This is a genomic window from Pseudomonas sp. GW456-12-1-14-TSB6 (assembly GCF_059424205.1).
Genome location: NZ_JBWKZE010000005.1, coordinates 179,223 through 204,476 on the forward strand (window position 1 = coordinate 179,223; position 25,254 = coordinate 204,476).

The following is a 25,254-nucleotide window of genomic DNA, read 5'->3' on the forward strand; positions in this document are numbered from 1 at the left end:
TCGTATTGGTTGTGATGCCGCTGATCCGGAACATCAACAACTGGAAGATACGGCTTGAGTGTGCGGATATATATTGGTTATTAGCCGTGTTTGATATCGAACAAGCCCAAAACTACCTTGCCGTCGGCTGCATTGAAGGACATCGCTCCCGTTGCTTGAACGCTGTGATCAAATTTGATTATCATCTGGCCGCTTATGCTCTTGTATTCAACGCCTGCAATAGTTACAAGTGCTCTTCCCGTATTTCTGCCCCACCCTTCACCTAGCTCAATCAATTCGGTTCCATAGCCACTTAGGAAGTCAATATCTACTTTGACTGTTCCATCTGAATTACCTGCCCGTATCATGTGCATTTCAGGGTTGTTGTCATACTCAACAGTATCGACATTGTATTCCTTGTTATCGACTTTTAGATGAAATGTCCCTGTGCTCTTCGAGGTCTCACGAGTTTGATCCATCTTTTCTTTAGTGTTTTTATGTGAGGTGATCATGTTTGGATTCCTTTGTTATATTAGAGATGTCCATTGACGGAAATGAGGATATGACTTGGCGGATATCTCGACTACTGATAAAAATGACAGTTTTTTATACTGTTTTATCCGGCCTTCCTCAGTCTGCCTGACAAAAAGGATATAACCCGCCCTCTTGTTCTTAATCGTATTGTGAATGTCGGCGCGGCGGCGTTCGAGGATCGCGAATACTTCGACAAGACCTGCGCACTGGTCATCGAGAGTCGCGAATGGGTGGTTGCGCAGTTGCAGGCCAAGGGCTTCGAAGTACTGCCGCCAGCGGCCAACTTCATCTTCGCCCGGCATCCGCAACACGATGCGGCAGGGCTGGCGGCCAAACTGCGTGAGCAGGGCGTGATCGTGCGTCACTTCAAGCAGGAACGGATTGCCCAGTTCCTGCGGATCTCGATCGGCACGCCGGAGCAGAATCAGGCGTTGATCGACGGTCTGGGCGACCTCTAAATTTTTATAGAAAATGCAGAGGATTCCGTGTTGCAGGGATAAACATGGAATCCTCTTTAAGAATTATATTTTCTTTTTTTTGTCAGTGCTTTGCGGGTACTGATTAGATCTGAAGGGTAGGCGTTGTATCAATCAGATTGATGCAAAGTCTCTTTCTGATTTACTGCGCTAATTCCACTTGATTTCAAATTTTCCTTCGATTTTTTTGCCACTCCCATCGGTAAAATCAAATGATCCGGAGGCCTCCAGGTTGTGGGAGAACTTTACGGTCACTCGTCCTGTTACTGCACTATAACGCTTGCTGCCATAGTCCAAAGTCCAATTGATGTGGGGTTTGTTCTCGAAATCATCCGTGTAGAGGTAGGTGGACTCTGTATTCGGCTTCGCGCTTTGGGCATACCCGATGAAAATAGCTTCTCCGTTGTTTGTTCCTGCTAGATAACCGCCGTTGTTTTCCGAAAATTCATGCCGCTCTACATTGTTGAAATCTATGGGCGAGCCGCCCTCAATTCGCACAGTAAAGTGGCCGACTTGTTTAACCGAAGCCATGATTTTCATTCCTTTGTAAGGAGCTGTTTTTTAAGAGGCGTTTAATAAACTTGTTGCACTGGTGATGCTAGTTTCATGTGATTCGGTTAGCTACTGTCATAAATGATAGGTTTTTAGAACTTTTTGCGATAATTCTGCACTCAATCAGAGGGAGTCGTGCGCCACTTCAAGCAGGAGCGGATTGCCCAGTTCCTGCGGATCTCGATCGGTACGCCGGAGCAGAATCAGGCGTTGATCGATGGGCTCGGCGATTTATGATTGTTGAATAAGCACAGTTCCCGCTTTGTCGGCGGGGACTGTGCGGATCAGCGGTCATAGCTCTGTTCTTGAACAGACTTATTCGAGACGTTTTTGGGCTTTGAATGTAATTTTTGCAACATCGCCGCTCTCGGAAATCATTTCAATGGTTGCGTCAATACTTCTGTAACCAGTTGAGAATGTTCCGGTGGTCGAGCCGGTTCTAGGATAGTGCAGTTTATTTTCGTACTTTAAAGCCCAGCCAAAATGATGGTCTGTAACGCCGCGTTCGTAAAACTGTTGAAAGTTATATTGTGTTTTGGCAAGCAGGCTAACGAGAAAGACATCATTGTCTGTCCCCCCCTCGGGTGAGCCGTCAGCCGGTTTTATGTAATTTGCGGTCATCAAGCCGCTATTGAAGAAAACAATTTTCGACGTAAGCCTTTTACCCTGCCATTCGATGTTGGCCTCTCCAATGTCGAAGCTTGGTTCATCCTTGCTGTCTGGTAGTTTTTTGAAATCGTACGGTTGTTGAGTTGTCATGGTTCTTCCTTTCAGAAACGAAGTTGATGGGATCAAACTCAACTCTCTGTGGCCGAGTGGCGGAAGCTCAACATTAATAGACAGACGAACTGAGCTCACCTGTCATATCTGACAGGTGAGTTAGATTCATTGGTTTGGAAAGTTATCGCGAACGCAATCAAAGGACATTCAGACACATTGCATGTCTGGGTGAGGGGGCGGCGCGAACGCCCCCGCTTTCATAGCCATTTGGGGCGAGTCTTACTCTTCTTTTTCCTTCATCGGTGCCGGCGGCGGACGCAGGCCGATCTCGGCAGTCAGCTTCAACTCCTTGCCATTGCGCATCACCTGAATCGTGACCTTGTCGGTCGGCTTGATCCGTGCAACCTGATTCATCGACTTGCGGCCATCACCGGCCGGTTCGCCGTCGATGCTCAGGATTACATCACCCAGTTGCAGGCCGGCCTTCTGGGCCGGGCCATCGCGGAAAATCCCCGCCACCACGATCCCCGGACGCCCGGACAGGCCAAACGACTCGGCCAGTTCCTGGGTCAGTGGTTGCACTTCAATGCCCAGCCAGCCGCGAATGACCTGACCGTGCTCGATGATCGACTTCATTACTTCCATCGCCAGTTTCACCGGGATCGCGAAGCCGATGCCTTGCGAGCCGCCGGACTTGGAGAAAATCGCAGTGTTGATGCCAGTCAGGTTGCCGTTGGCGTCGACCAGCGCACCACCGGAGTTGCCCGGATTGATCGCCGCATCGGTCTGGATGAAGTCTTCGTAGTTGTTCAGGCCCAGCTGGTTACGGCCGGTGGCGCTGATGATGCCCATGGTCACGGTCTGGCCGACCCCGAACGGGTTGCCGATCGCCAGTGCGACGTCGCCAATGCGGATATTGTCGGAGCGTCCGACGGTGATCGCCGGCAGGTTCTTCAGGTCGATCTTCAGGACTGCGAGGTCGGTTTCCGGATCGCTGCCGATCACTCGGGCCAGGGTTTCGCGACCGTCCTTGAGCGCCACGACGATCTGGTCGGCGCCGCTGGTGACGTGGTTGTTGGTCAGGATGTAGCCTTCCGGGCTCATGATTACGCCGGAGCCGAGGCTCGATTCCATGCGCTTCTGCTTCGGCGAGTTGTCACCGAAGAAACGGCGGAACTGCGGATCCTCGAACAGCGGATGGCTCGGCTTGTTGATGACTTTGGTGGTGTAGAGATTCACCACCGACGGCGCGGCGATGCTCACCGCGTCGGCATAGGACACCGGCCCCTGCTGCACGCTGGTGGTCTGCGGGGCCTGTTGCAGGTTGACGTCGAGGCTCGGAAGCCCGACCCACTGCGGGTAACGCTGAATAATCAACAGAGCGATAAGCACGCCGGCCAACAGCGGCCAGCCGAAAAAACGCAGCGCCTTGAGCATTAAGCACGTCCTGGAAAAGTTGCAGGCGGGGTCAGACCGCCCATAATGTCGCGCATTATACGAGGCCGCGCGTGCCTCTGAACGGGATATTTAGGAGTCTTTCATGGCCGTCGCCCTGAGCACCCTGGTCGAAGAAGCCGACCGTTACCTCGGCAGTGCGAAAATTGCCGATTATTGCCCCAACGGGCTGCAGGTCGAGGGCCGTCCGCAGGTGATGCGCATTGTCAGCGGCGTCACCGCCAGCCAGGCGTTGCTCGATGCCGCCGTCGAAGCCGAAGCCGATCTGGTGCTGGTGCATCACGGTTATTTCTGGAAGGGCGAGAACCCGTGCATCACCGGCATGAAGCAGCGCCGTCTGAAGACGCTGCTCAAGCACGACATCAGCCTGCTCGGTTATCACCTGCCGCTGGATCTGCACCCGGACGTCGGCAATAACGTGCAACTGGCCCGTCAGCTGGACATCACCGTCGAAGGGCCGCTGGATCCGGACAACCTGAAGATCGTCGGTCTGGTCGGTTCACTGAGCGAGCCGATGACTCCGCGTGACTTCGCTCGCAAAGTGCAGGAAGTCATGGGCCGTGAGCCGCTGCTGGTCGAAGGCAGTGCGATGATCCGCCGTGTTGGCTGGTGCACCGGCGGCGGTCAGGGCTACATCGACAACGCCATCGCTGCCGGCGTCGATCTGTTCCTCAGCGGCGAAGCCTCCGAGCAGACGTTCCACAGCGCCCGGGAAAACGACATCAGCTTCATCGCCGCCGGCCACCACGCCACCGAACGCTATGGCGTGCAGGCGCTGGGCGATTATCTGGCGAAACGTTTTGCGCTGGAGCACATCTTTATCGATTGCCCGAATCCGATCTGAGCGCCCGAACAGGCAGGCATATTCATATACCCTTTCGATCTAGTTGGCGTCCTGATTAGAAGGGGTCGCTGTGCTAGGATTCCCCGCTCGAACACGGCCCGCTGGCCGTTCATAAGATAGCTTTCGTGAGTAGCCATGGTCGACAAACTGACGCATCTGAAACAGCTGGAGGCGGAAAGCATCCACATCATCCGCGAGGTGGCCGCCGAGTTCGACAACCCGGTGATGCTGTACTCCATCGGTAAAGACTCCGCCGTGATGCTGCATCTGGCACGCAAGGCGTTCTTCCCGGGCAAACTGCCGTTTCCGGTGATGCACGTCGACACCCGCTGGAAATTCCAGGAAATGTACAAGTTCCGCGACAAGATGGTCGAAGAGCTTGGCCTGGACCTCATCACTCACATCAACCCCGATGGCGTGGCGCAGAACATCAACCCGTTCACCCACGGCAGCGCCAAGCACACCGACATCATGAAGACCGAGGGCCTGAAGCAGGCACTCGACAAGCATGGTTTCGACGCCGCTTTCGGCGGTGCCCGTCGCGATGAAGAGAAGTCCCGCGCCAAGGAGCGCGTCTACTCGTTCCGTGACAGCAAACACCGCTGGGACCCGAAGAACCAGCGTCCCGAGCTGTGGAACGTCTACAACGGCAAGGTCAACAAGGGCGAATCCATTCGTGTGTTCCCGCTGTCGAACTGGACCGAGCTGGACATCTGGCAGTACATCTACCTCGAAGGCATCCCGATCGTACCTTTGTACTTCGCCGCCGAACGCGAAGTGATCGAAAAGAACGGCACGCTGATCATGATCGACGACGAGCGCATCCTCGAGCACCTGTCCGATGAGGACAAGGCGCGCATCGTCAAAAAGAAAGTGCGTTTCCGTACCCTTGGCTGCTACCCGTTGACGGGCGCGGTGGAGTCCGAGGCCGAAAGCCTGACGGACATCATTCAGGAAATGCTCCTGACGCGAACTTCCGAGCGCCAGGGCCGGGTCATCGACCACGATGGCGCAGGCTCGATGGAAGACAAGAAACGTCAGGGGTACTTTTAAGCTTCGAGTTACAAGCCGCAAGCTGCAAGTTAAAGGCGGTACGCGTAACTTTGCAGTTTGGTGCTTGCAGACGGTTGCTGTGAGCCGGAATCGGATGGCTCGTAATGGATTTCGAGAAGCTGGTTGTTTGGCAGCGAAGCAAGTGTCTGGCAGTGGGGATCTACAGAGAGTTCGCACGATGTGGGGATTTTGGATTCAAGGACCAAATCACCCGCTCAGCACTTTCAGTGCCTTCCAATATCGCCGAGGGCATGGAGCGTCGTAGTACCAGAGAAAAAATTCATTTTCTTTGGGTTGCGAAAGGCTCTTGTGGGGAGTTGCGAACCCAGGTCCTTATTGCTCGAGACATTGCATATATCGCAGACCCGCTGGCTGAAAACTGGATTATGGAAACTCGCGAGCTTTCTCGAATGCTGGGCGGGTTGATTAACAAAATTTCTGACTAGCTGTACGCCGACAAGCTTGCCGCTTGAAGCTTACAGCTCGGAGCTTGAATGCAATGAGCCACGCATCTGATTTGATCAGCGAGGACATCCTCGCCTACCTGGGCCAGCACGAACGTAAAGAGCTGCTGCGCTTTTTGACCTGCGGTAACGTCGATGACGGCAAGAGCACCCTGATCGGGCGCCTGCTGCACGACTCGAAGATGATCTACGAAGATCACCTCGAAGCCATCACCCGCGACTCGAAGAAAGTCGGCACCACCGGTGACGACATCGACCTGGCATTGCTGGTCGACGGCCTGCAGGCCGAGCGCGAGCAGGGCATCACCATCGATGTCGCCTACCGCTATTTCTCCACCGCCAAGCGCAAATTCATCATCGCCGACACCCCCGGCCATGAGCAGTACACCCGCAACATGGCCACCGGTGCGTCCACCTGTGACCTGGCGATCATCCTGGTCGACGCCCGTTACGGCGTGCAGACCCAGACCCGCCGCCACAGCTTTATCGCATCCCTGTTGGGCATCAAGCACATCGTTGTTGCCATCAACAAGATGGACCTCAAGGGCTTCGATCAGGGCGTGTTCGAGTCGATCAAGGCCGACTACCTGAAGTTCGCCGAAGGCTTGAAGATGAAGCCGACCAGCATGCACTTCGTGCCGATGTCCGCTCTGAAGGGCGACAACGTGGTGAACAAGTCCGAGCGCTCGCCGTGGTACACCGGCCAGTCGCTGATGGAAATCCTCGAGACCGTGGAAGTGGCGGGCGACCGCAACTTCACCGATCTGCGTTTCCCGGTGCAGTACGTCAACCGTCCGAACCTGAACTTCCGCGGTTTCGCCGGCACCCTGGCCAGCGGCATCGTCAAGAAGGGCGACGAGGTCGTGGTGCTGCCGTCGGGCAAGAGCAGCCGCGTGAAATCCATCGTCACTTTCGAAGGTGAACTGGAACACGCCGGCCCTGGCCAGGCCGTGACGCTGACCATGGAAGACGAGATCGACATCTCCCGTGGCGACCTGCTGGTACACGCCGACAACGTTCCGCCAGTGACCGACAGCTTCGAAGCGATGCTGGTATGGATGGCTGAAGAGCCGATGCTGCCGGGCAAGAAATACGACATCAAGCGCGCCACCAGTTACGTGCCGGGCTCCATCGCCAGCATCGTCAACAAGGTCGACGTCAACACCCTCGAAGAGGGCCCGGCGAGCGCGTTGCAGCTCAACGAAATCGGCAAGGTGAAGATCGCGCTCGACGCGCCGATCGCCCTCGACGGTTACGACAGCAACCGCACCACCGGCGCGTTCATCGTCATCGACCGTTTGACCAACGGCACCGTCGGCGCCGGCATGATCGTCGCCCAGCCGGTGACCCACGGTACGGCTACGCATCACGGCAAACTGGCCCATGTAGCGACCGAAGAACGCGCTCAGCGTTTCGGTCAGCAACCGGCTACCGTGCTGTTCAGCGGCCTGTCCGGTGCTGGCAAGAGCACCTTGGCATACGCGGTCGAGCGCAAGCTGTTCGATCTGGGGCGTGCGGTGTTTGTGCTGGATGGCCAGAACCTGCGTCACGATCTCAACAAGGGTCTGCCGCAGGATCGCGCCGGTCGCACCGAGAACTGGCGTCGTGCCGCGCATGTGGCGCGTCAGTTCAACGAAGCGGGTCTGCTGACGCTTGCGGCGTTCGTCGCGCCGAGCGCCGAAGGCCGTGAACAGGCGAAGGATCTGATTGGCAAGGAGCGTCTGCTGACGGTCTATGTCCAGGCCTCGCCGACTGTTTGCGCCGAGCGTGATCCGCAAGGTCTGTATGCTGCGGGTGGCGACAACATTCCGGGCGAATCCTTCCCGTATGATGTGCCGCTGGATGCTGATCTGGTGATCGACACCCAGTCGCTGTCGCTGGATGAAAGCGTCAAGCAGGTGCTGGATCTGCTGCGCAAGCGTGGCGCGATTTAAGCGTTAGCTGCGAATGAAAAAGCCCGCCGGAGTGATTATCGGCGGGCTTTTTATTTCGGGCCAATTCGGTCGATTGTGGGAGCTAGCCTGCTAGCGATGACGGCCTTTGGGCCGATCAGGCTCTTGGAGTTTTGGGTGAATATCCGTTTCTGCGGGTGTTGCCGCTGGCGGTTCCGCTCTTACAGCGGCTCACTTTTCCAAACGCCGAAAAGTAAGCAAAAGGCTTGGCCCCTGCGTTCGGCCCCTCGCTGGGGCTCGGGGTTCCTTCGTTACGGGATTCATCCGGGGGCATCGCCTACGGTTTGCTTCGCTGCACCTCCTCTCGATGCATGCGGCTGCGCCGCACGGTCGCTGCGCTCCCACCCCCGGATGAATCCCTCCACTCAGCCGGCCGAAGGGGCCGGCACGTCAAGAGCGGTACTCGAGCTAACGCTCATTGTGTTGAGTGGTGGGAAGTTAAAAGCTAACTGTTTTCCTGTGGGAGCCAGCCTGCTGGCGATGGCGGCCTGACAGGCGATCAATTTCTTTCAGGTGTTCCCACAGGGGGGATCAGCGTCGGTTGGGATATTCGCGGTGCATCTGCTCCAGCAGCGCATCCTTGTCTTGCCACAGCTGGTTGATCCAGCCCTGGAATTGCAGGCGGTATTCGCCGTCCTGGTCGTAGTTTTTGCCGATGAACTGCGGTGGGATTTTCAGTTCTTCGAAGTGCACCACTACGTCTCGGACGTTGCCGCACAACAGATCCCAGAAGCCAGGGCGTCCGCCCGGGTAGTGGATGGTGACGTTGACGATCGATTCCAGCTGTTCGCCCATCGCATCCAGCACGAATGCGATGCCGCCGGCCTTGGGCTTGAGCAGGTATTTGAACGGTGATTGCTGCTGCGCATGCTTGCCTTCGGTAAAGCGTGTGCCCTCGACGAAGTTGAAGATGCCTACCGGATTGTCGCGGAATTTCGCGCAGGTCTTGCGGGTGGTTTCGAGGTCTTTGCCTTTCTTTTCCGGGTGCTTCTGCAGATAGGCTTTTGAATAGCGCTTCATGAACGGGAAGCCCAGTGTCCACCACGCCAGGCCGATGACCGGGACCCAGATCAGTTCCTGTTTGAGAAAGAACTTCAACGGCTGGATGCGTCGGTTGAGCACGTATTGCAGCACCAGGATGTCGACCCAGCTCTGGTGGTTGCTGGTGATCAGGTACGAGTGCTGGTAGTCCAGACCTTGCAGACCGCTGAGGTGCCAGCGGGTGCGGCGCACCAGGTTCATCCAGCCTTTGTTGTTGCTGATCCAGGCTTCGTGGGTGTGGCTCATCAGCCAGCGTGAGGCGCGGCGTGCGAGGTCGAACGGCAGCACTTTGATCAGTGCCACGAGAAACAGGAACGAGCACAGCAGAATCGTGTTCAGCGCCAGCAGCAGCGCGGCGATTACGCCGCGCAGGGTGGCAGGGAGAAAAGCCAGCATCGGGTCAGATATCCAGAGGTCGGTTGGCAGCCTGAATCGCGGTCAGGGCGATGGTGTAGACGATGTCATCGACCTGCGCGCCGCGCGGCAGATCGTTCACCGGTTTGCGCAGGCCTTGCAGCATCGGGCCGAGGCTCACGCAATCGGCGCTGCGCTGCACGGCTTTGTGGGTGGTGTTGCCGGTGTTCAGGTCGGGGAACACGAACACCGTGGCGCGACCGGCCACCTGGCTGTTCGGCGCCAGTTGCCGGGCCACGGTTTCGTTGGCGGCGGCGTCGTACTGCAACGGCCCGTCGATCAGCAGCGAGTGCTGTTGTTCGTGGGCGAGCAGGGTGGCTTCGCGGACTTTCTCGACTTCTTCGCCGGTGGCGGATTCGCCGCTGGAGTAGCTGATCATCGCCACGCGCGGGGTGATGCCGAAGGCGGCGGCCGAGTCGGCGCTTTGCAGGGCGATCTCCGCCAGTTCGCTGGCGCTCGGGTGCGGGTTCATCACGCAGTCGCCGTAGACCAGTACTTCTTCGGGAAACAGCATGAAGAACACCGACGACACCAGCGTGCAGCCCGGCGCCGTCTTGATCAACTGCAAGGCCGGGCGGATGGTGTTGGCGGTGGTGTTGATGACGCCGGAAACCAGCCCGTCGACTTCATCCAGCGCCAGCATCATGGTGCCGATCACCACGGTGTCTTCCAATTGCTGCTCGGCCATCGGCGCGTTGAGGCTTTTGCTCTTGCGCAGGGCGACCATCGGTTCGACGTAGCGCTCACGGATCAGGTCCGGATCGAGAATTTCCAGCCCCGGCGGCAACACGATGCCCTGGGCCCGGGCGACGGCTTCGACGTCCGCCGGTTTGGCCAGCAGCACGCAACGGGCAATCCCGCGTTCCTGACAGATCGCCGCCGCTTGCACGGTGAACGGCTCGCTGCCTTCGGGCAAGACGATGCGTTTGTTGGCGGCCTGGGCGCGTTGAATCAATTGATAGCGGAACACCGCCGGCGACAGGCGCATTTCCCGTGGCGTGCCACAGCGCTGGTGCAGCCAGTTGGCATCGAGGTGACTGGCGACGAAGTCGGTAATGATCTCCGCACGTTCGCGGTCATCGACGGGGATTTCCTTGTTCAGGCCGTTGAGCAGGTTGGCGGTGTCGTAGGAGCCGGTGCTCACCGACAGCACCGGCAAGCCAGCCTGCAACGCGCCACGGCACAGGTCCATGATGCGCGGATCGGGCAGGGTGTCGCTGGTCAGCAGCAGGCCGGCCAGCGGTACGCCGTTGATGGCCGCGAGGCTGACGGCGAGGATGATGTCGTCGCGATCGCCGGGGGTCACCACCAGCACGCCGGGCTTGAGCAGATCCACGGTGTTGCGCATGGTGCGGGCGCAAATGATGGTCTTGGTCATGCGCCGGGTTTCGTAGTCGCCGGCGTTGAGCACCTGGGCGCCCATCAGGTCGGCGACGTCGCGGGTGCGCGGGGCGTTGAGTTCAGGCTGGAACGGAATGCAGCCGAGCAGACGGAAATCCCCCGTGCGCAGCAATGGCGAATGCTCTTTCAGACGCGCGGCGAAGGCGTCCATGCTTTCGTCGGTCTTGACCTTGTTGAGGATCACGCCGAGGACTTTCGGGTCTTTCGGCCCACCGAACAACTGCGCCTGCAACTCGACGCGGCCGGACAGCTCGGTCAGCACTTCGTTTTCCGGGGCCGAGACCAGAATCACCTCGGCATCCAGGCTCTTGGCCAGGTGCAGGTTGACCCGCGCGGCGTAGCTGGCGCTGCGGGTCGGCACCATGCCTTCGACGACCAGTACGTCTTTGCCGATGGCGGCCTGCTGGTAGAGAGTGATGATTTCTTCAAGCAACTCGTCGAGCTGGCCGTCGCCGAGCATCCGCTCGACGTGGGCCAGGCCCAGTGGCTGCGGCGGTTTCAGGCCGTGGGTGCGGGCCACCAGCTCGGTGGAGCGCTCAGGGCCGGTGTCGCCCGGATGCGGCTGGGCGATCGGTTTGAAGAAGCCGACTTTCAGCCCGGCCCGTTCCAGCGTACGCACCAGCCCGAGGCTGATGGAGGTCAGACCCACACCAAAGTCGGTGGGCGCGATAAAAAAAGTTTGCATGCGGATTCTCTAAGGGTGCATGGCAATGGCGATCGTCTCTGTGTGCCGATCTGCCGCAATTCAGTCGCCAAGGTTATCGCTAACCGAGCCTTGTGCGCACCAACCGCAAGCAAAGGGTTGGCCTATTTTTTCAATACGTTGCGCGGCGTTCAGCACCCACGCCCGGGACTGCCAGGGCGGGAGGTGGCGCAGGTGCTGGGTGTGGCCGCAGGAGAGCTCGGCGACCCACTGGCCTTCCTCATCCTGATGGAATCCGCTGACGGTCACGGGCGCCAATCGATCCCGTCTGTCCGGGTTCTGTTCGCTTTCGGGCAAATCCTTGTTTAGACTTGTCCGTTCTTCATTCTTATGCAAAAGGTCTCGCCCCATGCTGATCGCCGCCAATAAGGCTGTCTCCATCGACTATACCCTGACCAACGACGCTGGTGAGGTCATCGACAGCTCCGCCGGCGGCGCTCCGCTGGTCTACCTGCATGGCGCAGGCAACATCATCCCGGGCCTGGAAAAAGCCCTGGAAGGTAAAGAAGTCGGCAACGAGCTGGACGTTTCCGTCGAGCCGGAAGATGCCTACGGCGAATACGCCGCCGAACTGGTCAGCACCCTGAGCCGCAGCATGTTCGAAGGCGTTGACGAGCTGGAAGTCGGCATGCAGTTCCACGCTTCGGCGCCGGACGGCCAGATGCAGATCGTCACCATTCGTGACCTGGACGGCGACGACGTCACTGTCGACGGCAACCACCCGCTGGCCGGTCAGCGCCTGAACTTCAAAGTGAAGGTCGTTGCCATCCGTGATGCCAGCCAGGAAGAAATCGCTCATGGTCACGTCCATGGCGAAGGTGGCCATCACCACTGATTTTCTGCGCTAAGCTTTCGAGTACTGGAGAGGCGCCCGAGGGCGCCTTTTTAGTCCGCGGCTGTCCTTGGTGGTCTCGCCAAGTGGCTGTTTCGAGTAGAAAACGGGAATCTGGAGTTCGTCATGAGTGCTTTTCACGACCTTAAGTTGACAGCCCTGGATGGCCAGGAGCTACCGCTGGCACCCTTCAAGGGCCAAGTCGTGCTGGTGGTCAACGTCGCCTCCAAATGCGGCTTGACCCCACAGTACGCGGCACTGGAAAACCTTTATCAGCAATACAAAGGCAAAGGCTTCAGTGTGCTGGGCCTGCCGTGCAACCAGTTTGCCGGCCAGGAACCGGGCAGTGAGCAGGAGATCCAGGAATTCTGCAGCCTCAACTATGGCGTGAGTTTTCCATTGTCGAAAAAGCTCGAAGTCAACGGTCACGACCGCCATCAGCTGTACCGTCTGCTGGCGGGCGAGGGCGCGGAGTTTCCCGGTGACATCACCTGGAATTTCGAGAAATTCCTGCTCGGCAAGGACGGTCGGGTGCTGGCGCGATTCTCGCCGCGCACGGCGCCGGATGATCCTTCGGTGATCACGGCGATTGAAAAAGCCCTGAGCTGAAGCACCAAAATCGCAGCCATCGAGCTGCGATTTTTTTCGCCTGCCTTTTGACCCTTAATCATTCAGATCAATAGTGCTATCGGCTGGGTGGAACTAAACATATTATCGCCGTCATATGAATCGCATGCCCGTCGATCAATTTTTCGTGGAGCCTCCCATGCCCGTGCAAGCCCTGTTCAAACCGTTCCAGCTCGGTGCCCTCGAACTGCCGACCCGCGTGGTCATGGCACCGATGACCCGTTCGTTTTCCCCGGGTGGCGTCCCCAATTCCAAAGTGATCGAGTACTACCGTCGCCGCGCGGCGGCCGGCGTCGGTCTGATCATCACCGAAGGCACTACCGTCGGCCATCAGGCTTCCAACGGTTACCCGAACGTGCCGCATTTCTACGGTGAAGCGGCGTTGGCTGGCTGGAAAAAGGTTGTGGACGCGGTACACGCCGAAGGCGGCAAGATCGTTCCGCAACTGTGGCACGTCGGCAATGTGCGCCGTCTGGGCACCGAGCCGGACGCAAGCGTGCCGGGTTACGGCCCGTCGGAAAAACTAAAGGATGGTCAGGTCGTCGTACACGGCATGACCAAACAGGACATCCAGGACGTGATCGCAGCCTTCGCCCAAGCGGCGAAAGATGCCCAAAGCATCGGCATGGACGGCGTGGAAATCCACGGCGCCCACGGTTACCTGATCGATCAGTTCTTCTGGGAAGGCAGCAACCAGCGCACTGACGAATACGGTGGCAGCCTGGCCAACCGTTCGCGTTTCGCCATCGAGCTGATCCAGGCCGTACGCGCGGCGGTGGGCGAAGGCTTCCCGATCATCTTCCGTTTCTCGCAGTGGAAACAGCAGGACTACACCGCGCGTCTGGTGCAAACCGCCGAAGCGCTGGGCGAATTCCTCAAGCCGTTGTCCGACGCCGGCGTGGACATTTTCCACTGCTCGACGCGCCGTTTCTGGGAGCCGGAATTCGACGGTTCCGACCTGAACCTGGCTGGCTGGACACGCAAGCTGACGGGCAAACCGACCATCACCGTCGGCAGCGTCGGCCTCGACGGCGAGTTCCTCCAGTTCATGGTCAACACCGACAAGGTCGCGCAACCGGCCAGTCTGGAAAAACTGCTGGAGCGTCTGAACAACGACGAGTTCGATCTGGTGGCAGTGGGGCGTGCGCTGCTGGTGGATCCGGACTGGGCGCTGAAAGTGCGCGAAGGCCGCGAGCAGGACATTCTGCCGTTCAGCCGTGAGGCGTTGATGACGCTGGTTTGATCGTTGTGGGAGGCTTGTCGCGCAGGTCGCGGCAAGCCCCCAACAAATGGTTTTCAAACTGTTCGACGATAGCCGCCCAACCCTGGCGGCTGGCGTGTTGGCGTGCGTTCAGGCGTACGCAGCGCAACCTTTCGTCTTCTTCCAGCAGCCACGCCGCTGCCTCGCAGAACGCCTCTTCATCCCCGGGCATCGCCAGCACGCCGTTGTAGCCATGGCGAATATGCTGGGCCGCCGCAGCCTGATCGTAAGCCACCACCCCAAGGCCTGAGGCCAGCGCTTCCAGCACGACGTTGCCGAAGGTTTCGGTCAGGCTCGGAAACAGAAACACATCCCCCGACGCATAGTGCGCTGCCAGTGCTTCGCCCCGTTGCGAGCCGCAGAAAATCGCCTCGGGCAGTTCCTTCTCCAGTGCCATTCGTTGCGGTCCGTCGCCGACCACGATCAGCTTCAGGTTGCGTTGTGGATACGTACCGGCGAGCTTTTCGAAACTGCGCTTGAGCAGGCCGAGGTTTTTCTCCGGCGCCAGGCGTCCTACGTGAATGACCGCAATGTCCTGCTCGCCAAGACCCCATTGCTCACGCAAGGCATTCAGGCGCTTGGCCGGGTGAAACAACTGACTGTCGACACCTCGCGACAGCAGCGCCAGGCGCTCGAAGTGCCGGCGCTCCAGTTCCAGGCGCTGGCTGACGCTCGGCACCAGGGTCAGGGCCGAACGATTGTGAAACCAGCGCAGATAGTGGGTGAGCAAGCGCGTCAGCAAACCCAGCCCATATTGGTGGGTGTACTGCTGGAAATTGGTATGAAAGCCGCTGACCACGGCAATCCCCAGACGCCGTGCCGCGCGCAATGCCGACAACCCGAGCGGGCCTTCGGTGGCGATATAGAGCACGTCCGGGCGCTGGCGCGTCCAGCGCCGCAGCAACTTGTGCATCGATGACTGACCCCATTGCAACCCCGGGTAACCCGGCAACGGCCAGCCTCGGCACAGCAGCAGCGAGTCATCTTCACTTCGCTGCGGATCGTCGGCCTGACGCGGTCGCACCAGTTCCACCCGATGCCCGCGTGCGCGCAAGCCGTCGCACAAGCGGCCAAGGGTATTGGCCACGCCGTTGATTTCCGGTGGGAAGGTTTCGCTGATGAGGGTGATATGTAGAGCTGTCGTCATGACCTCAGTGTCGGCTGAGGCCATGTCGTCATTGTGTCGGGTTGATGATGGATTGATGACAGGCTTTTTTGGCAGGGCCTCAACATTTAGCGGGGGCGGTCGTTAGCCTTTCGAATACTTCAATCAGGGAGAGAGTCATGACTGAAAATGCTTATGCGCCGCCCGAGGCGAATCTGTTGAGCGAGGATGTACAAGCGAGCGGGTTTTACGTGGTCGCCCGCTGGAAGTTCATTTTGCTGTCGGTGCTCAGTTTCGGTTTGTACTTCTACTACTGGTCTTACAAGAACTGGAGTCTGTACAAGCAGCGGACCCAGGAAGAATCGTGGCCGCTGGCGCGAGGACTGTTTTACATCTTCTTCGTCCACAGGCTTTTCCGCCAGGCCGACAAGGCGATCCACGACAGCGGGCGCAAGTCAGATTGGGACCTTGAACAGTGGGCGACAGTCTTTGTTGTATTGACTCTGGCTGCTGCGGTACTCGAAAAGCTATCCGGTCAATTCGAGAACCTGGCTTATCTGGCGGCATATGCTGTAGCCCTGTTGCCTGTCAGAGCCTATGTGGCCAGTGAAGGCCAGCGTCTGATCAACCTGGCCGCCAATGACCCTGAAGGCCAGAGCAACAATCGCCTCAACGTCTGGAACTTCCTGATCATCGTGCCGGGTCTTTTGTTATGGGCGATGGTGCTGTTGGGCTTGTGGGTCATTTTTCGCTGAAACGATACGAACCCGAGGCGGGGTTCAGGCTTTTTCCTGAACCAGCGCCTCGGCCCCGCGCTCGCGCACCCAGAACAGTGTCGCGCCAGCCACGGCGGCCGGCATCATCAGGATGTTGACCACCGGAATCAGCAACACCAGATAGACGATTGCGCCGAAGCTCATGCTCTGCCAGCGTTTCTGCCGCAGCCAGGCGAGCATCTCGTTCCAGCCGAGCTTGTGGTTGTCCGCCGGGTAGTCGATGTACTGGATTGCCATCATCCACACCCCGAACAGCAGCCACAGCGGTGCGGCGACGATGTTCACCACCGGGATGAACGAGAGGATGAACAGGCCGATCGCCCGGGGCAGGAAGTAACCGAGCTTGCGCATTTCCCGGGCCAGGGTGCGCGGGATCATGGCGATCAGTTCACCCCAGCTGAAGGCCGGGAAGTCGTCGGTGCCGCGTACCACCACTTCAACCTTTTCCGCGAGGAAACCGTTGAATGGGGCGGCGATCACGTTGGCCAGCATGGTGAAGGTGAAGAACACCATCAACGCCACCAGCACCACGAACAGCGGCCACAGGATGTAACTGAGAAAGCTCAGCCATTCGGGCAGCGACGGCATCAGCGTGTCGACCCAGAGGCTGAACTGGTGACCGGCCAGATAGATCAATCCGACGAACAGCACCAGATTGATGGCCAGCGGCAGCAGCACGAACAGGCGCAGGCCCGGGCTCAAGACCAGTTTGAGGCCTTCGCGCAGGTATTGCGGGCCGGACAGAACAGGGGCGGGCATAAGGTGCTCCGAGCAAGGGAAAACGCGCCGACCTTACCGACTTTGCAGAACCTGTGAAAGCGCGGCAGCGGGATCGACATTCACTGTAACAAAGACGTCCATCTCGTCAGTGTGTCGGCATAGAGACCACCTATGAGCTGGATTGTTAAACCGTATTTCCTTAATCTTGCCCCCCTCGATACGCTGCACCCAACTTTTTACAGGACTGTCGAGCTCACGCCTTCCCCAAGGTTATCCACAGTCCTTTTTTATTCCCGCCGGCAGTCCGGCGTCCGGCCAGGTGTCTTGGCCGGTCAACAGGAGCAGGTTCATGTCTGAAGTCCGTCATTCGCGAGTGATCATCCTCGGTTCCGGCCCTGCCGGTTACAGCGCTGCCGTCTACGCTGCCCGCGCCAACCTCAAGCCGCTGCTGATCACCGGCATGCAGGCCGGCGGTCAACTGACCACCACCACCGAAGTCGACAACTGGCCGGGCGACGTCCATGGTCTGACCGGCCCGGTGCTGATGGAGCGCATGCGTGAGCACGCCGAGCGTTTTGAAACCGAGATCGTCTTCGATCACATCAATGCTGTGGACTTCGCTTCCAAGCCATACAGCCTGACCGGCGACAGCGGCACCTACACCTGCGACGCGCTGATCATTGCTACCGGCGCCAGCGCTCGTTACCTGGGCCTGCCGTCGGAAGAGGCGTTCATGGGTAAAGGCGTTTCGGCCTGCGCGACCTGCGACGGTTTCTTCTATCGCAACAAGCCGGTGGCCGTTGTCGGTGGCGGCAACACCGCTGTCGAAGAAGCCCTGTACCTGGCCAACATCGCCAGCAAGGTCACCCTGATCCACCGTCGCGAAACCTTCCGCGCCGAGAAGATCCTGATCGACAAGCTCAACGCCCGTGTGGCCGAAGGCAAGATCGAGCTGAAACTGAACGCGACCCTGGACGAAGTGCTGGGCGACAACATGGGCGTGACCGGTGCACGTCTGAAGAACAACGACGGCAGCTTCGACGAAATCAAGGTCGACGGCGTGTTCATCGCGATCGGCCACACCCCGAACACCTCGCTGTTCGAAGGTCAGCTGGAGCTGAAGGACGGCTACCTCGTGGTTCAGGGCGGCCGTGAAGGCAACGCCACCGCGACCAGCGTCGAAGGCATCTTCGCTGCTGGCGACGTGGCCGACCACGTTTACCGTCAGGCCATCACCTCGGCCGGCGCTGGCTGTATGGCGGCACTGGACACCGAGCGTTACCTGGACGGTCTGCAGAACGCTTCGTTCTAAGATCGCAGACAACACGACAATGATCGTTCCCACGCTCTGCGTGGGAATGCCTCATCTGGACGCTATGCGTCCTTGGGACGCGGAGCGTCCCCGGCTGCATTCCCACGCAGAGCGTGGGAACGATCTGACGAAAAAAACCGGCCAATTGGCCGGTTTTTTCATGCCTGCGATTCGCTCGGAATCAGCGGCGGGTCAGCGGTTGCGCTTCGAATTTCACGCCCGCCAGACCGTGCTGGATCAGCGCACGGATATTGCCGTGATCGCTGCCTTCAGGCGTTGCCACGACCGAACGGTAGTGTTCGCCGAACGCCAGCAGTGCTTCTTCATCGCTCAAGCCTTCCAGCAGCGCCAGACCCAAAGTCTTGCACGAACCTTCGTTCTGCCCGGCGGCGTTTTCCACGCCGCCATTGTTGAACGCCTGCGGCTGGTAGTCGTAACCGGCGGCGATGAACGACAGGGTGTCGGCAAAAACGTGTTCGCCGCTCTTGAGGCTGGCGCGCAGGGTGTTCAGATCACTCATTGGGTTTTCCTTTGGCAAACGCCGCTTGCTGTTCGGCGCTGGCTTCTTGCTGATATTGGGCTTTCCAGTCGGCGTACGGCATGCCGTAAACCACTTCACGGGCATCGTCGAGGCTGACCTCGATCCGGCGCTCGTCGGCCTCGGCCTTGTACCACTTGGACAGGCAGTTGCGGCAGAACCCGGCGAGGTTCATCAGGTCAATGTTCTGCACGTCCTTGCGGCTGTCCAGGTGGGCGACCAGCCGGCGGAAGGCGGCGGCTTCGAGTTCGAGGCGTTGTTGTTCGGTCATGGAAGTCTCTTCGAGACAGCTGAGAGCGGCAAGCTCCAAGCTGCAAGATTCTGGATGGTGGGTGCCCCTAGCTTACCGCTTGAAGCTCGAGGCTTGAAGCTTAGCGGCTGGCGGCGAGGGTGATCGACACCGACTCGGCAAAACGCAAGGCATGCGGCTTGTCGACTTCAACCTCGGCATACAGCACCGACTCGTTGGCCATCACCAGATCCAGCAGCTCTTGGGTCAGGCGTTCGAGCAGCGCGAAGCGGTTGCCTTCCACGTGGGCGATGATCGCCTTGGTGATGGTGCGGTAGTTCAGCGCGTGGTCGATGTCGTTGTCACGCACCGCTTCCTGCGCGGCATACAGGATGGTCAGGTTGATCAGCACATCCTGCTTGTTGAGGATTTCGTCCTCGTTGATCCCGATAAAGGTGCGCAGGCGCAGATCCTTGACCCGGATGCGCGCCATTCCCGGTTGAAGTTGTGGCATTTACTTGCTCCGTCCAATCAATTGCAGGAACTCCTGGCGGGTGTTGCTCGACTCGCGGAAGGCGCCGAGCATGACCGAGGTGTTCATGGTCGAATTCTGTTTCTCGACACCGCGCATCATCATGCACATGTGCCGGGCTTCGATGACCACCGCGACACCGGCGGCATCGGTGACTTGCCGGACCGCTTCGGCGATCTGGCGGGTGAGGTTTTCCTGGATCTGCAGGCGGCGGGCGAACATGTCCACCAGCCGTGCGATCTTCGACAGCCCCAGCACCTTGCCCGTCGGAATATAAGCCACATGGGCCTTACCGATGAAGGGCAGCAGGTGATGTTCGCACAACGAATAGAGCTCGATGTCGGCGACGATGATCATTTCGTCGGTGTCGGAGGCAAACAACGCGCCATTGACGATCTCTTCAACGCTCTGTTCGTAGCCGTGACACAGATACTGCATGGCCTTGGCCGCCCGCACCGGTGTGTCGAGCAGTCCTTCGCGGTCAGGGTTTTCACCGAGGCCGATCAGGATCTCGCGGTAATTCTCGGGCAGGGAACGGGTCATGGAGCATCCTCGCGGGGGGCGTATTACTTGACGTGCCGCCCGCCGTTGACGGTCAGGGTCGTGCCGGTGACATACGGGTTGTCGAGCAGATAACGCAGGCTCTGATAAATCACTTCGCTGCCGGGTTCGATGCCCAGCGCGGACTTGGCCAGCGCCTTGGCGCGGTACGCCGCGTCGTCGTCGGGATTGAACAATAGCAGGGCTGGCGCGATGCCGTTGACCTTGATTGACGGCGCGTAGCGCGCAGCGAAGGACAACGTGAGACTGTCGAGTCCGGCCTTGCTGGCGCAATAGCCGATGTGTTTGCTGCTGCCCTTGCGCGTGACGTCATCGCTGATGTGGATGATGTCGGCAGGGCTCGAACGTTGCAGCAGTTCGGCGCAATGCAGGTTGATCAGGTAGGGCGCCAGCATATGAATGTTGAACATGCGGCTGAAGGCTTCGGCTTCGCCGTCGTCGGTTTCCGCCAGCCACTCCGAGGCGTTGTGCACGATGGCGCGCAGGCTGTCGGTGTGAGTCTTCAGTTCGGTGATGAACGCGAGGATCGAAGCTTCACTGGAAAAATCCGCATGCAACCCGAGGGCGCCCAGATCCCGCAACGTCTTCACCCCCGGTCGTTCGCTGCGATAGGTAAAGATCACCCGATGGCCGTCTTCCAGCAGACGCTGCGCACAATGCAGGCCAACCCGCTGGCCGGCGCCGGTGATGAGGAAGGGAGCTGTGGAGGAAGTCATGTACGGCTCGCGTCGAAGTCAGAGCAAAAACTATAACAGCGACGCGAGCGACGGCTTCAGCGATTTTGTGTGGAGGGGGCGGCAGGCAGCGGGCGTGCAGGCGCCGGGTTGAGCCAGCCGGCCAGCAGGCGGGTCGACAGCGGAATGAAGAAATAGACCATCAACGGGGTCAGACACAGCGTGCTGATGAAGACTCTCGGCAACAGGCTCATTTCAGCGAGCAGCGGGCCCAGCACGAAGTTGAACAGCAGCGACACCGGGAAGAACGCCAGCCAGATCGCCACGGCCTGTTTCCAGCGCGGCGGGCGATGACCGGCAGCACCGAACCAGCCTTCGATCCCGCTGACCCGATGTTCCGTCGGGTGGGCAAACAGATCGCTGCCACGGGCCAGCCATGCAGTGCGCGATGCCGAGTGTTCCCAGGCGTGCAGGGTCTGTTCGTCGACGAAGCGGAAAATGATCTGGAATTCATCGTCGCCGGGAGGCGGTGCCAGTACGCCGGAGCCGAGATAACCGGGGAAGTCGGTGGCCAGTTGTTCGCCTTCTCGCAACCAGGCGATCAGGTCCTGATAACGACCATTGGCGACACGACGCGCTACCATCAGCGTCACGGGGGAAGTAGACATTGTGTATCTCCGTATTGCAGGTGCGTCGCTCCGGGTAGGAGTTTCGCCTGACGCAGCGCCGGGGTAGAGGGCTGCGTTTTTTGACAAGCAAGGATTATTCCTCATTTTCGTGTCGAACCAGAGACTTTCGTCCCATTTGATTGCTTGAACCCTCATAGGGCATCAGGAGTAGAATGGATCCAACTTTGCCAACAAGGACGTGTCCGCACCAATGCCTGTGATCACAGACGTTCGCCCTGCTTTGCAGGCGCCTGTTGCGCTGGAGCGCGAGGAGTTGTTCCCGATCCGCGAAGTGGCGCGTCTGACCGGCGTGAACCCGGTCACGCTGCGCGCGTGGGAGCGCCGCTATGGTTTGATCCAGCCGACACGCACCGAAAGTGGGCATCGTCTGTATTCGATGACCGATATCGAGCGCGTTCGCAGCATCGTCGACTGGATCGATCGGGGCGTTTCGGTGAGCAAGGTCGGCAAGATCCTGGCCAAGACCGAGCCAATGAAAGTGCTGGCCCACTTCATTCCCGATGATCTGGTGCAGGCGGACTATCTCCAGTGGCAGGAACAGGTCCGGCAGGCAGTCAGTTCGTTCGACGATCAGTTGCTTGATCGCGTCTACGGTCAGATTTTCTCCTCCTATGCTCTGCCCGTGGTGTTTCAGGACATCCTGATGCCGCTGTGGCTGCAAATGCTGCAGCGTCAGGATGCGTTCGGACAAACCAGTGAGTGGCTGTTCTTCGATGGTTTTCTACGGGCGAAGGTGCTGCAGCGCATCGTCGTGCTGCGGGGCACGCAGCCGCGCAAGGTGATCGTCAGCGCGCTGGCCGGTCAGTGCCGCGAGCTTGAGTTGTTGGTGGCAGCGCTGTTTCTCAGCGGCAATGACGCGGGGGTTCGTGTGCTAACCACCGGTCAACCGTTCGATGAGCTGACGCTGGTGTGCGAGAAGATCAAGCCCGAGGCGCTGGTGCTGTTTTCCAATCACGCCCCGGCACCCGAGTTGCCGCGTCGGCTGAATCGTCTGGCGTTGAGTCTTGATTGTCAGTTGATGCTGGCGGGGGATGCTGCCGACCTGGCGCAGGACAGCCTGGCGGGATCATCGGTCGGCTGTCTGGGCAATGAAGGATCGACCATGCGCCAGCGCATGAATCAGTTTCTGGCGGGGACGCTGGATACCTGAGAATCAGGTGTGCAGGGCAGGGTGGGTCAGACGATGCTGTTGCAGGATGAACTGGCGCAGGCGCTCGGTTTCGTCGGCATCGCTCTGGCTTAGCTCGTAAGCATAAAAGCCGCTTTCGGTTTCCCGCTCGAAGGTCCCGCGCAGGGCAATCCGCTCATAGCCCGACGGGCTGAACCACAACGCAAAATGCTTCGGCGGCTTGGTTTTGTTGCGCACTTCCAGCAGCACACCCTTGTGCGAAACCTCGTGAACCCACAGAGTGCCCGGCTGGCCCTTGGCATTTTCCAGTGCCACCGGCTCTTCCAGGGTCAGGCGCCATGGACGCACCATCGGCCCGTCTTCATAGATGCTCGGCACCCCAAGACGCAGATGCAGGGCGTGGAACTCGTCTTCCACCAGATGCAGCGGGAAAGTCATCTGCTGATTTTCGAAGTTAGCCTGGATGGTGACTTGCTCATGGGCCGCCAGGCGCGTGAGCAGATCACGGATCTGCGAACCACCGTTGACCAGCAGGCTCGACGTCGCATCCCGCACATTGAGTTGCGGGTTGTGTTGCATGGTCTGGATGAAATCCAGCTCATCCTGGGTCAGGAGGGCGTCACGCTGCATGGCTAACTCGAAATGAATAATTACAAAGTCATTGGTGATTGTAGTTAATGACAATTAGTTCGCTGTTTTGTTTACGCCGTTCGTCGCTTTCAAGGCAGCAATTTCTGCTTCCAGTGCCGCAACCTGGGCTTCCAGTTGCGCCACCCGCTGCTGCGCCTTGACCTGAACCGTAACGTCCTTTTGTACGCCGACAAAGTAGGTCTGCCCGTCGTCGGCATTTTTTACCGTCGAAAGAGACAGTTCGTTCCAGAAGGGAGTGCCGTCCTTGCGGTAATTGCGCAGGATTTCCCGGCATGAGCCACCGTTTTTCAAAACATCGCGAATCAGTTCCAGACTGGCCTGGTCGCGATCCCCGGCCTGCAGGAAACGGCAGTCCTGATAGAGAATTTCTTCGCTGGTGTAGCCGGTCAGTTTTTCGAAAGCCGGATTCACGTAGATCAGGATGTTGTCCTGGTCGCCTTCTTTTTCTGCTACCACAATCCCGTCGTTCGACGCGTTGATCACCATTTTCAGCAGGCTGGCATTGATCATCTTTGAATCCTTTCAAGGTTGTCAGTGGCTGGCATTCTAGAAGATCGTCCAGCGCTGTCTACTGGCCGGCAGCCCTTATCGAGAGCCAATCGCATCATGGCGTCGCTGGCTGTTACTATCGCCGCTCTTTTTTCAGTTTCAGGATCAGATTGATGAAAGTCGCCATCCTCTCCGGCTCGGTGTACGGCACGGCCGAAGAAGTCGCTCGCCACGCTCAGAGCCTGTTGAACGCCGCCGGTTTTGAAACCTACTACAACTCGCGCGCCAGCCTCGCCGATCTCCAGGCGTTTGGCCCTGAAGCCTTGCTCGGCGTGACCTCGACCACCGGCATGGGCGAACTGCCGGACAACCTGCAACCGTTGTATTCGGCCATTCGTGATCAACTGCCGGCAGCCTGGCGTGGTTTGCCCGGCGGGGTGATCGCACTGGGCGACGCCAGCTACGGCGACACTTTCTGCGGCGGCGGCGAGCAATTGCGCGAATTGTTCGGCGAGCTGGGTGTGCGCGAAGTGCAGGACATGCTGCGCATTGACGCCAGCGAAAGCGTTACCCCGGAATCCGACGCCGAGCCTTGGCTGGAACAGTTGATCGCCATCCTCAAGGGGTGATCCCGCGCTCACGCAGCAGCGCCAGCCAGGCCTGTGCAGCCTTCGACAGGTAGGCACCCCGGCGCCAGATGAAAGCGATATCCCAGCGCAAGTAGTCTGGCGCATTCAGGGCCAGGCGCACCACGCCTGGCCGCACCAGACCGCGCGCCACCACGCTGGGCAGCAACACCACGCCTTGTCCGGCGGCGACCAGCGCCGCGAGAAAATCCGCCTGCCCGCTGCGCCCGCCTTCCTTCGGGGTGAAGCCCATTTGCTGGCACGCCTGGAGCAAACGATCGTTGAGCACGAAACTGCGCTGATACAAAAGAAACGGCGTATCTGCCAGCTCCTCCAGACCGATTTCACCTTTTGCCGCCAGTGGGTGATCCACAGGCAGCAGCGCATCCAGCGGTTCATCGCAGAATGGCTGAAAGTCGAATTGCGGATCCTTCGGCAGCAGACTGCCACCCAACTCCAGCTCCCCGCTGAGCACCGCCTGTTCGATGTTACGGCTGCCGCCTTCAAGCAATTGCACATTGATGTTCGGGTAGCGCCGTCGGTATTCGGCGAACAGACCGGCAAACAACGCATCGCTGCCCAGCAATGGCAACCCGAGACGTAACTCGCCGCGCGCGAGATGACTGAGGTCATCCAGTTCGCTGAGCAATTCATCACGCAACCGCAGCATGCCTTCGGCCCGTTGCAGCACCACGCTGCCGGCGGCGGTCAGGCGTATCTGCGAGCCGAGTCGTTCAAGCAAAGGCGTGCCGAGGCTCTGTTCGAGCTGGGCGATTTGCTTGCTCACAGCGGACTGACTGATGTGCAGGGTTTTTGCAGCTTGAGTGAAACCGCCCTGATGCATGACTTCGACGAAACTTCTGAGTTGTTTGAATTCCATGGCCTGATTCCAGATTGGAATGGCTTTGAGTCTAA

General features: G+C 59.0%; 29 protein-coding genes and 2 pseudogenes. 13 read left to right on the plus strand and 18 right to left on the minus strand.

What is annotated here, in order from left to right; genetic code table 11:
- Positions 1-80: 80 nt before the first annotated feature.
- On the minus strand, positions 81-491 hold the full coding sequence (locus tag AC07Y2_RS06620) for a hypothetical protein (protein WP_103385663.1): 411 nt from the start codon (positions 489-491) through the stop codon (positions 81-83).
- Positions 492-650: 159 nt separating this feature from the next.
- Here AC07Y2_RS06620 and AC07Y2_RS06625 point away from each other — a divergent pair.
- Positions 651-971: pseudogene (locus AC07Y2_RS06625) on the plus strand (aminotransferase class I/II-fold pyridoxal phosphate-dependent enzyme); the annotation flags it as partial.
- A gap of 168 nt (positions 972-1,139) precedes the next feature.
- On the opposite strand, the gene AC07Y2_RS06630 reads toward AC07Y2_RS06625, so the two are convergent.
- Entirely contained in the window at positions 1,140-1,520 is a 381-nt protein-coding gene (locus tag AC07Y2_RS06630; protein ID WP_103385664.1) for a hypothetical protein, read from the minus strand.
- A gap of 153 nt (positions 1,521-1,673) precedes the next feature.
- Here AC07Y2_RS06630 and AC07Y2_RS06635 point away from each other — a divergent pair.
- Positions 1,674-1,778, plus strand: a pseudogene (locus AC07Y2_RS06635) (hypothetical protein); the annotation flags it as partial.
- A gap of 78 nt (positions 1,779-1,856) precedes the next feature.
- Here AC07Y2_RS06635 and AC07Y2_RS06640 read toward each other — a convergent pair.
- Positions 1,857-2,300 (minus strand): hypothetical protein, encoded by a 444-nt coding sequence (locus AC07Y2_RS06640; RefSeq protein ID WP_103385665.1) that lies wholly within the window; start codon positions 2,298-2,300, stop codon positions 1,857-1,859.
- A gap of 240 nt (positions 2,301-2,540) precedes the next feature.
- The gene (gene algW, locus AC07Y2_RS06645; RefSeq protein WP_103385666.1) at positions 2,541-3,698 is read right to left on the minus strand and encodes a Do family serine endopeptidase AlgW; all 1,158 of its coding nucleotides are present in this window, start codon (positions 3,696-3,698) and stop codon (positions 2,541-2,543) included.
- Between the two features lie 103 nt (positions 3,699-3,801).
- Here algW and AC07Y2_RS06650 point away from each other — a divergent pair, with 103 nt between their 5' ends.
- From AC07Y2_RS06650 to cysN, 4 genes are all read left to right on the plus strand, one after another.
- The gene (locus AC07Y2_RS06650; protein WP_011332485.1) at positions 3,802-4,560 is read left to right on the plus strand and encodes a Nif3-like dinuclear metal center hexameric protein; all 759 of its coding nucleotides are present in this window, start codon (positions 3,802-3,804) and stop codon (positions 4,558-4,560) included.
- Positions 4,561-4,695: 135 nt separating this feature from the next.
- On the plus strand, positions 4,696-5,613 hold the full coding sequence (cysD, locus tag AC07Y2_RS06655) for a sulfate adenylyltransferase subunit CysD (protein WP_007912374.1): 918 nt from the start codon (positions 4,696-4,698) through the stop codon (positions 5,611-5,613).
- Positions 5,614-5,717: 104 nt separating this feature from the next.
- A complete protein-coding gene (locus AC07Y2_RS06660) occupies positions 5,718-6,059 on the plus strand; it encodes a four helix bundle protein (protein ID WP_039769318.1) in 342 nt (113 codons plus the stop codon).
- 53 nt (positions 6,060-6,112) lie between these two features.
- The gene (cysN, locus tag AC07Y2_RS06665; RefSeq protein ID WP_085666894.1) at positions 6,113-8,011 is read left to right on the plus strand and encodes a sulfate adenylyltransferase subunit CysN; all 1,899 of its coding nucleotides are present in this window, start codon (positions 6,113-6,115) and stop codon (positions 8,009-8,011) included.
- 549 nt (positions 8,012-8,560) lie between these two features.
- On the opposite strand, the gene yihG is transcribed toward cysN, so the two are convergent.
- The 3 genes from yihG to AC07Y2_RS06680 are packed head-to-tail and all read right to left on the minus strand — an operon-like array spanning position 8,561 to position 11,939.
- On the minus strand, positions 8,561-9,466 hold the full coding sequence (yihG, locus tag AC07Y2_RS06670) for a 1-acylglycerol-3-phosphate O-acyltransferase, YihG family (protein ID WP_103385667.1): 906 nt from the start codon (positions 9,464-9,466) through the stop codon (positions 8,561-8,563).
- A 4-nt stretch (positions 9,467-9,470) separates the two neighbouring features.
- Positions 9,471-11,570, minus strand: coding sequence for a phosphate acetyltransferase (gene pta / locus AC07Y2_RS06675; RefSeq protein ID WP_039769324.1), 2,100 nt, complete (start codon positions 11,568-11,570; stop codon positions 9,471-9,473).
- A gap of 60 nt (positions 11,571-11,630) precedes the next feature.
- Entirely contained in the window at positions 11,631-11,939 is a 309-nt protein-coding gene (locus AC07Y2_RS06680; RefSeq protein WP_103385698.1) for a DUF3565 domain-containing protein, read from the minus strand.
- Between AC07Y2_RS06680 and AC07Y2_RS06685 the strand changes: the two genes are divergently transcribed.
- The 3 genes from AC07Y2_RS06685 to AC07Y2_RS06695 all read left to right on the plus strand — a co-directional run bounded on the left by AC07Y2_RS06685 (position 11,938) and on the right by AC07Y2_RS06695 (position 14,290).
- A complete protein-coding gene (locus AC07Y2_RS06685) occupies positions 11,938-12,423 on the plus strand; it encodes an FKBP-type peptidyl-prolyl cis-trans isomerase (RefSeq protein WP_007959084.1) in 486 nt (161 codons plus the stop codon). The genes AC07Y2_RS06680 and AC07Y2_RS06685 overlap by 2 nt on opposite strands.
- 123 nt (positions 12,424-12,546) lie before the next feature.
- Positions 12,547-13,029 (plus strand): glutathione peroxidase, encoded by a 483-nt coding sequence (locus AC07Y2_RS06690; RefSeq protein WP_007959082.1) that lies wholly within the window; start codon positions 12,547-12,549, stop codon positions 13,027-13,029.
- Positions 13,030-13,186: 157 nt separating this feature from the next.
- Positions 13,187-14,290, plus strand: a complete 1,104-nt coding sequence (locus AC07Y2_RS06695) for an NADH:flavin oxidoreductase (RefSeq protein WP_103385668.1) — start codon at positions 13,187-13,189, stop codon at positions 14,288-14,290.
- Here the strand turns inward: AC07Y2_RS06695 and AC07Y2_RS06700 are convergent.
- Positions 14,259-15,479 carry a glycosyltransferase family 4 protein gene (locus AC07Y2_RS06700; protein ID WP_103385669.1) on the minus strand — a complete coding sequence of 407 codons (1,221 nt, stop codon included), beginning with the start codon at positions 15,477-15,479 and terminating at the stop codon, positions 14,259-14,261. The genes AC07Y2_RS06695 and AC07Y2_RS06700 overlap by 32 nt on opposite strands.
- Before the next feature lie 113 nt (positions 15,480-15,592).
- Between AC07Y2_RS06700 and AC07Y2_RS06705 the strand changes: the two genes are divergently transcribed.
- A complete protein-coding gene (locus AC07Y2_RS06705; protein WP_039769333.1) occupies positions 15,593-16,168 on the plus strand; it encodes a hypothetical protein in 576 nt (191 codons plus the stop codon).
- A 24-nt stretch (positions 16,169-16,192) separates the two neighbouring features.
- On the opposite strand, the gene cysZ is transcribed toward AC07Y2_RS06705, so the two are convergent.
- Positions 16,193-16,948, minus strand: coding sequence for a sulfate transporter CysZ (cysZ, locus tag AC07Y2_RS06710; protein ID WP_039769335.1), 756 nt, complete (start codon positions 16,946-16,948; stop codon positions 16,193-16,195).
- A 310-nt stretch (positions 16,949-17,258) separates the two neighbouring features.
- On the opposite strand from cysZ, the gene trxB reads away from it, so the two are divergent.
- Positions 17,259-18,221 (plus strand): thioredoxin-disulfide reductase, encoded by a 963-nt coding sequence (gene trxB / locus AC07Y2_RS06715; protein WP_039769336.1) that lies wholly within the window; start codon positions 17,259-17,261, stop codon positions 18,219-18,221.
- A 181-nt stretch (positions 18,222-18,402) separates the two neighbouring features.
- Here trxB and AC07Y2_RS06720 read toward each other — a convergent pair whose 3' ends face one another.
- From AC07Y2_RS06720 to AC07Y2_RS06745, 6 genes are all read right to left on the minus strand, one after another.
- Positions 18,403-18,741, minus strand: coding sequence for a HopJ type III effector protein (locus AC07Y2_RS06720; RefSeq protein WP_011332495.1), 339 nt, complete (start codon positions 18,739-18,741; stop codon positions 18,403-18,405).
- A complete protein-coding gene (locus tag AC07Y2_RS06725; RefSeq protein WP_007957206.1) occupies positions 18,734-19,030 on the minus strand; it encodes a DUF1244 domain-containing protein in 297 nt (98 codons plus the stop codon). The genes AC07Y2_RS06720 and AC07Y2_RS06725 overlap by 8 nt, the downstream gene beginning before the upstream one ends.
- Positions 19,031-19,130: 100 nt before the next feature.
- On the minus strand, positions 19,131-19,502 hold the full coding sequence (gene folX / locus AC07Y2_RS06730) for a dihydroneopterin triphosphate 2'-epimerase (protein ID WP_007957207.1): 372 nt from the start codon (positions 19,500-19,502) through the stop codon (positions 19,131-19,133).
- Positions 19,503-20,063 carry a GTP cyclohydrolase I FolE gene (gene folE / locus AC07Y2_RS06735; protein WP_039769341.1) on the minus strand — a complete coding sequence of 187 codons (561 nt, stop codon included), beginning with the start codon at positions 20,061-20,063 and terminating at the stop codon, positions 19,503-19,505.
- 23 nt (positions 20,064-20,086) lie between these two features.
- A complete protein-coding gene (gene folM, locus AC07Y2_RS06740) occupies positions 20,087-20,797 on the minus strand; it encodes a dihydromonapterin reductase (protein ID WP_039769343.1) in 711 nt (236 codons plus the stop codon).
- 56 nt (positions 20,798-20,853) lie between these two features.
- Entirely contained in the window at positions 20,854-21,423 is a 570-nt protein-coding gene (locus tag AC07Y2_RS06745) for an antibiotic biosynthesis monooxygenase (RefSeq protein WP_011332499.1), read from the minus strand.
- Positions 21,424-21,634: 211 nt separating this feature from the next.
- Here AC07Y2_RS06745 and AC07Y2_RS06750 point away from each other — a divergent pair, with 211 nt between their 5' ends.
- Entirely contained in the window at positions 21,635-22,594 is a 960-nt protein-coding gene (locus tag AC07Y2_RS06750) for a MerR family transcriptional regulator (RefSeq protein WP_074691783.1), read from the plus strand.
- 3 nt (positions 22,595-22,597) lie between these two features.
- Here AC07Y2_RS06750 and AC07Y2_RS06755 read toward each other — a convergent pair whose 3' ends face one another.
- Together AC07Y2_RS06755 and AC07Y2_RS06760 are read right to left on the minus strand one after the other, a co-directional pair.
- Positions 22,598-23,203, minus strand: a complete 606-nt coding sequence (locus AC07Y2_RS06755) for a hypothetical protein (RefSeq protein ID WP_039769347.1) — start codon at positions 23,201-23,203, stop codon at positions 22,598-22,600.
- Between the two features lie 54 nt (positions 23,204-23,257).
- Positions 23,258-23,734 carry a PAS domain-containing protein gene (locus AC07Y2_RS06760; protein ID WP_103385670.1) on the minus strand — a complete coding sequence of 159 codons (477 nt, stop codon included), beginning with the start codon at positions 23,732-23,734 and terminating at the stop codon, positions 23,258-23,260.
- A 152-nt stretch (positions 23,735-23,886) separates the two neighbouring features.
- Between AC07Y2_RS06760 and AC07Y2_RS06765 the strand changes: the two genes are divergently transcribed.
- A complete protein-coding gene (locus tag AC07Y2_RS06765; protein ID WP_103385671.1) occupies positions 23,887-24,342 on the plus strand; it encodes a flavodoxin in 456 nt (151 codons plus the stop codon).
- Here the strand turns inward: AC07Y2_RS06765 and AC07Y2_RS06770 are convergent.
- Positions 24,332-25,219, minus strand: coding sequence for a LysR family transcriptional regulator (locus AC07Y2_RS06770; protein ID WP_103385672.1), 888 nt, complete (start codon positions 25,217-25,219; stop codon positions 24,332-24,334). The two genes, AC07Y2_RS06765 and AC07Y2_RS06770, sit on opposite strands and share 11 nt — an antisense overlap.
- Positions 25,220-25,254 lie beyond the last annotated feature (35 nt).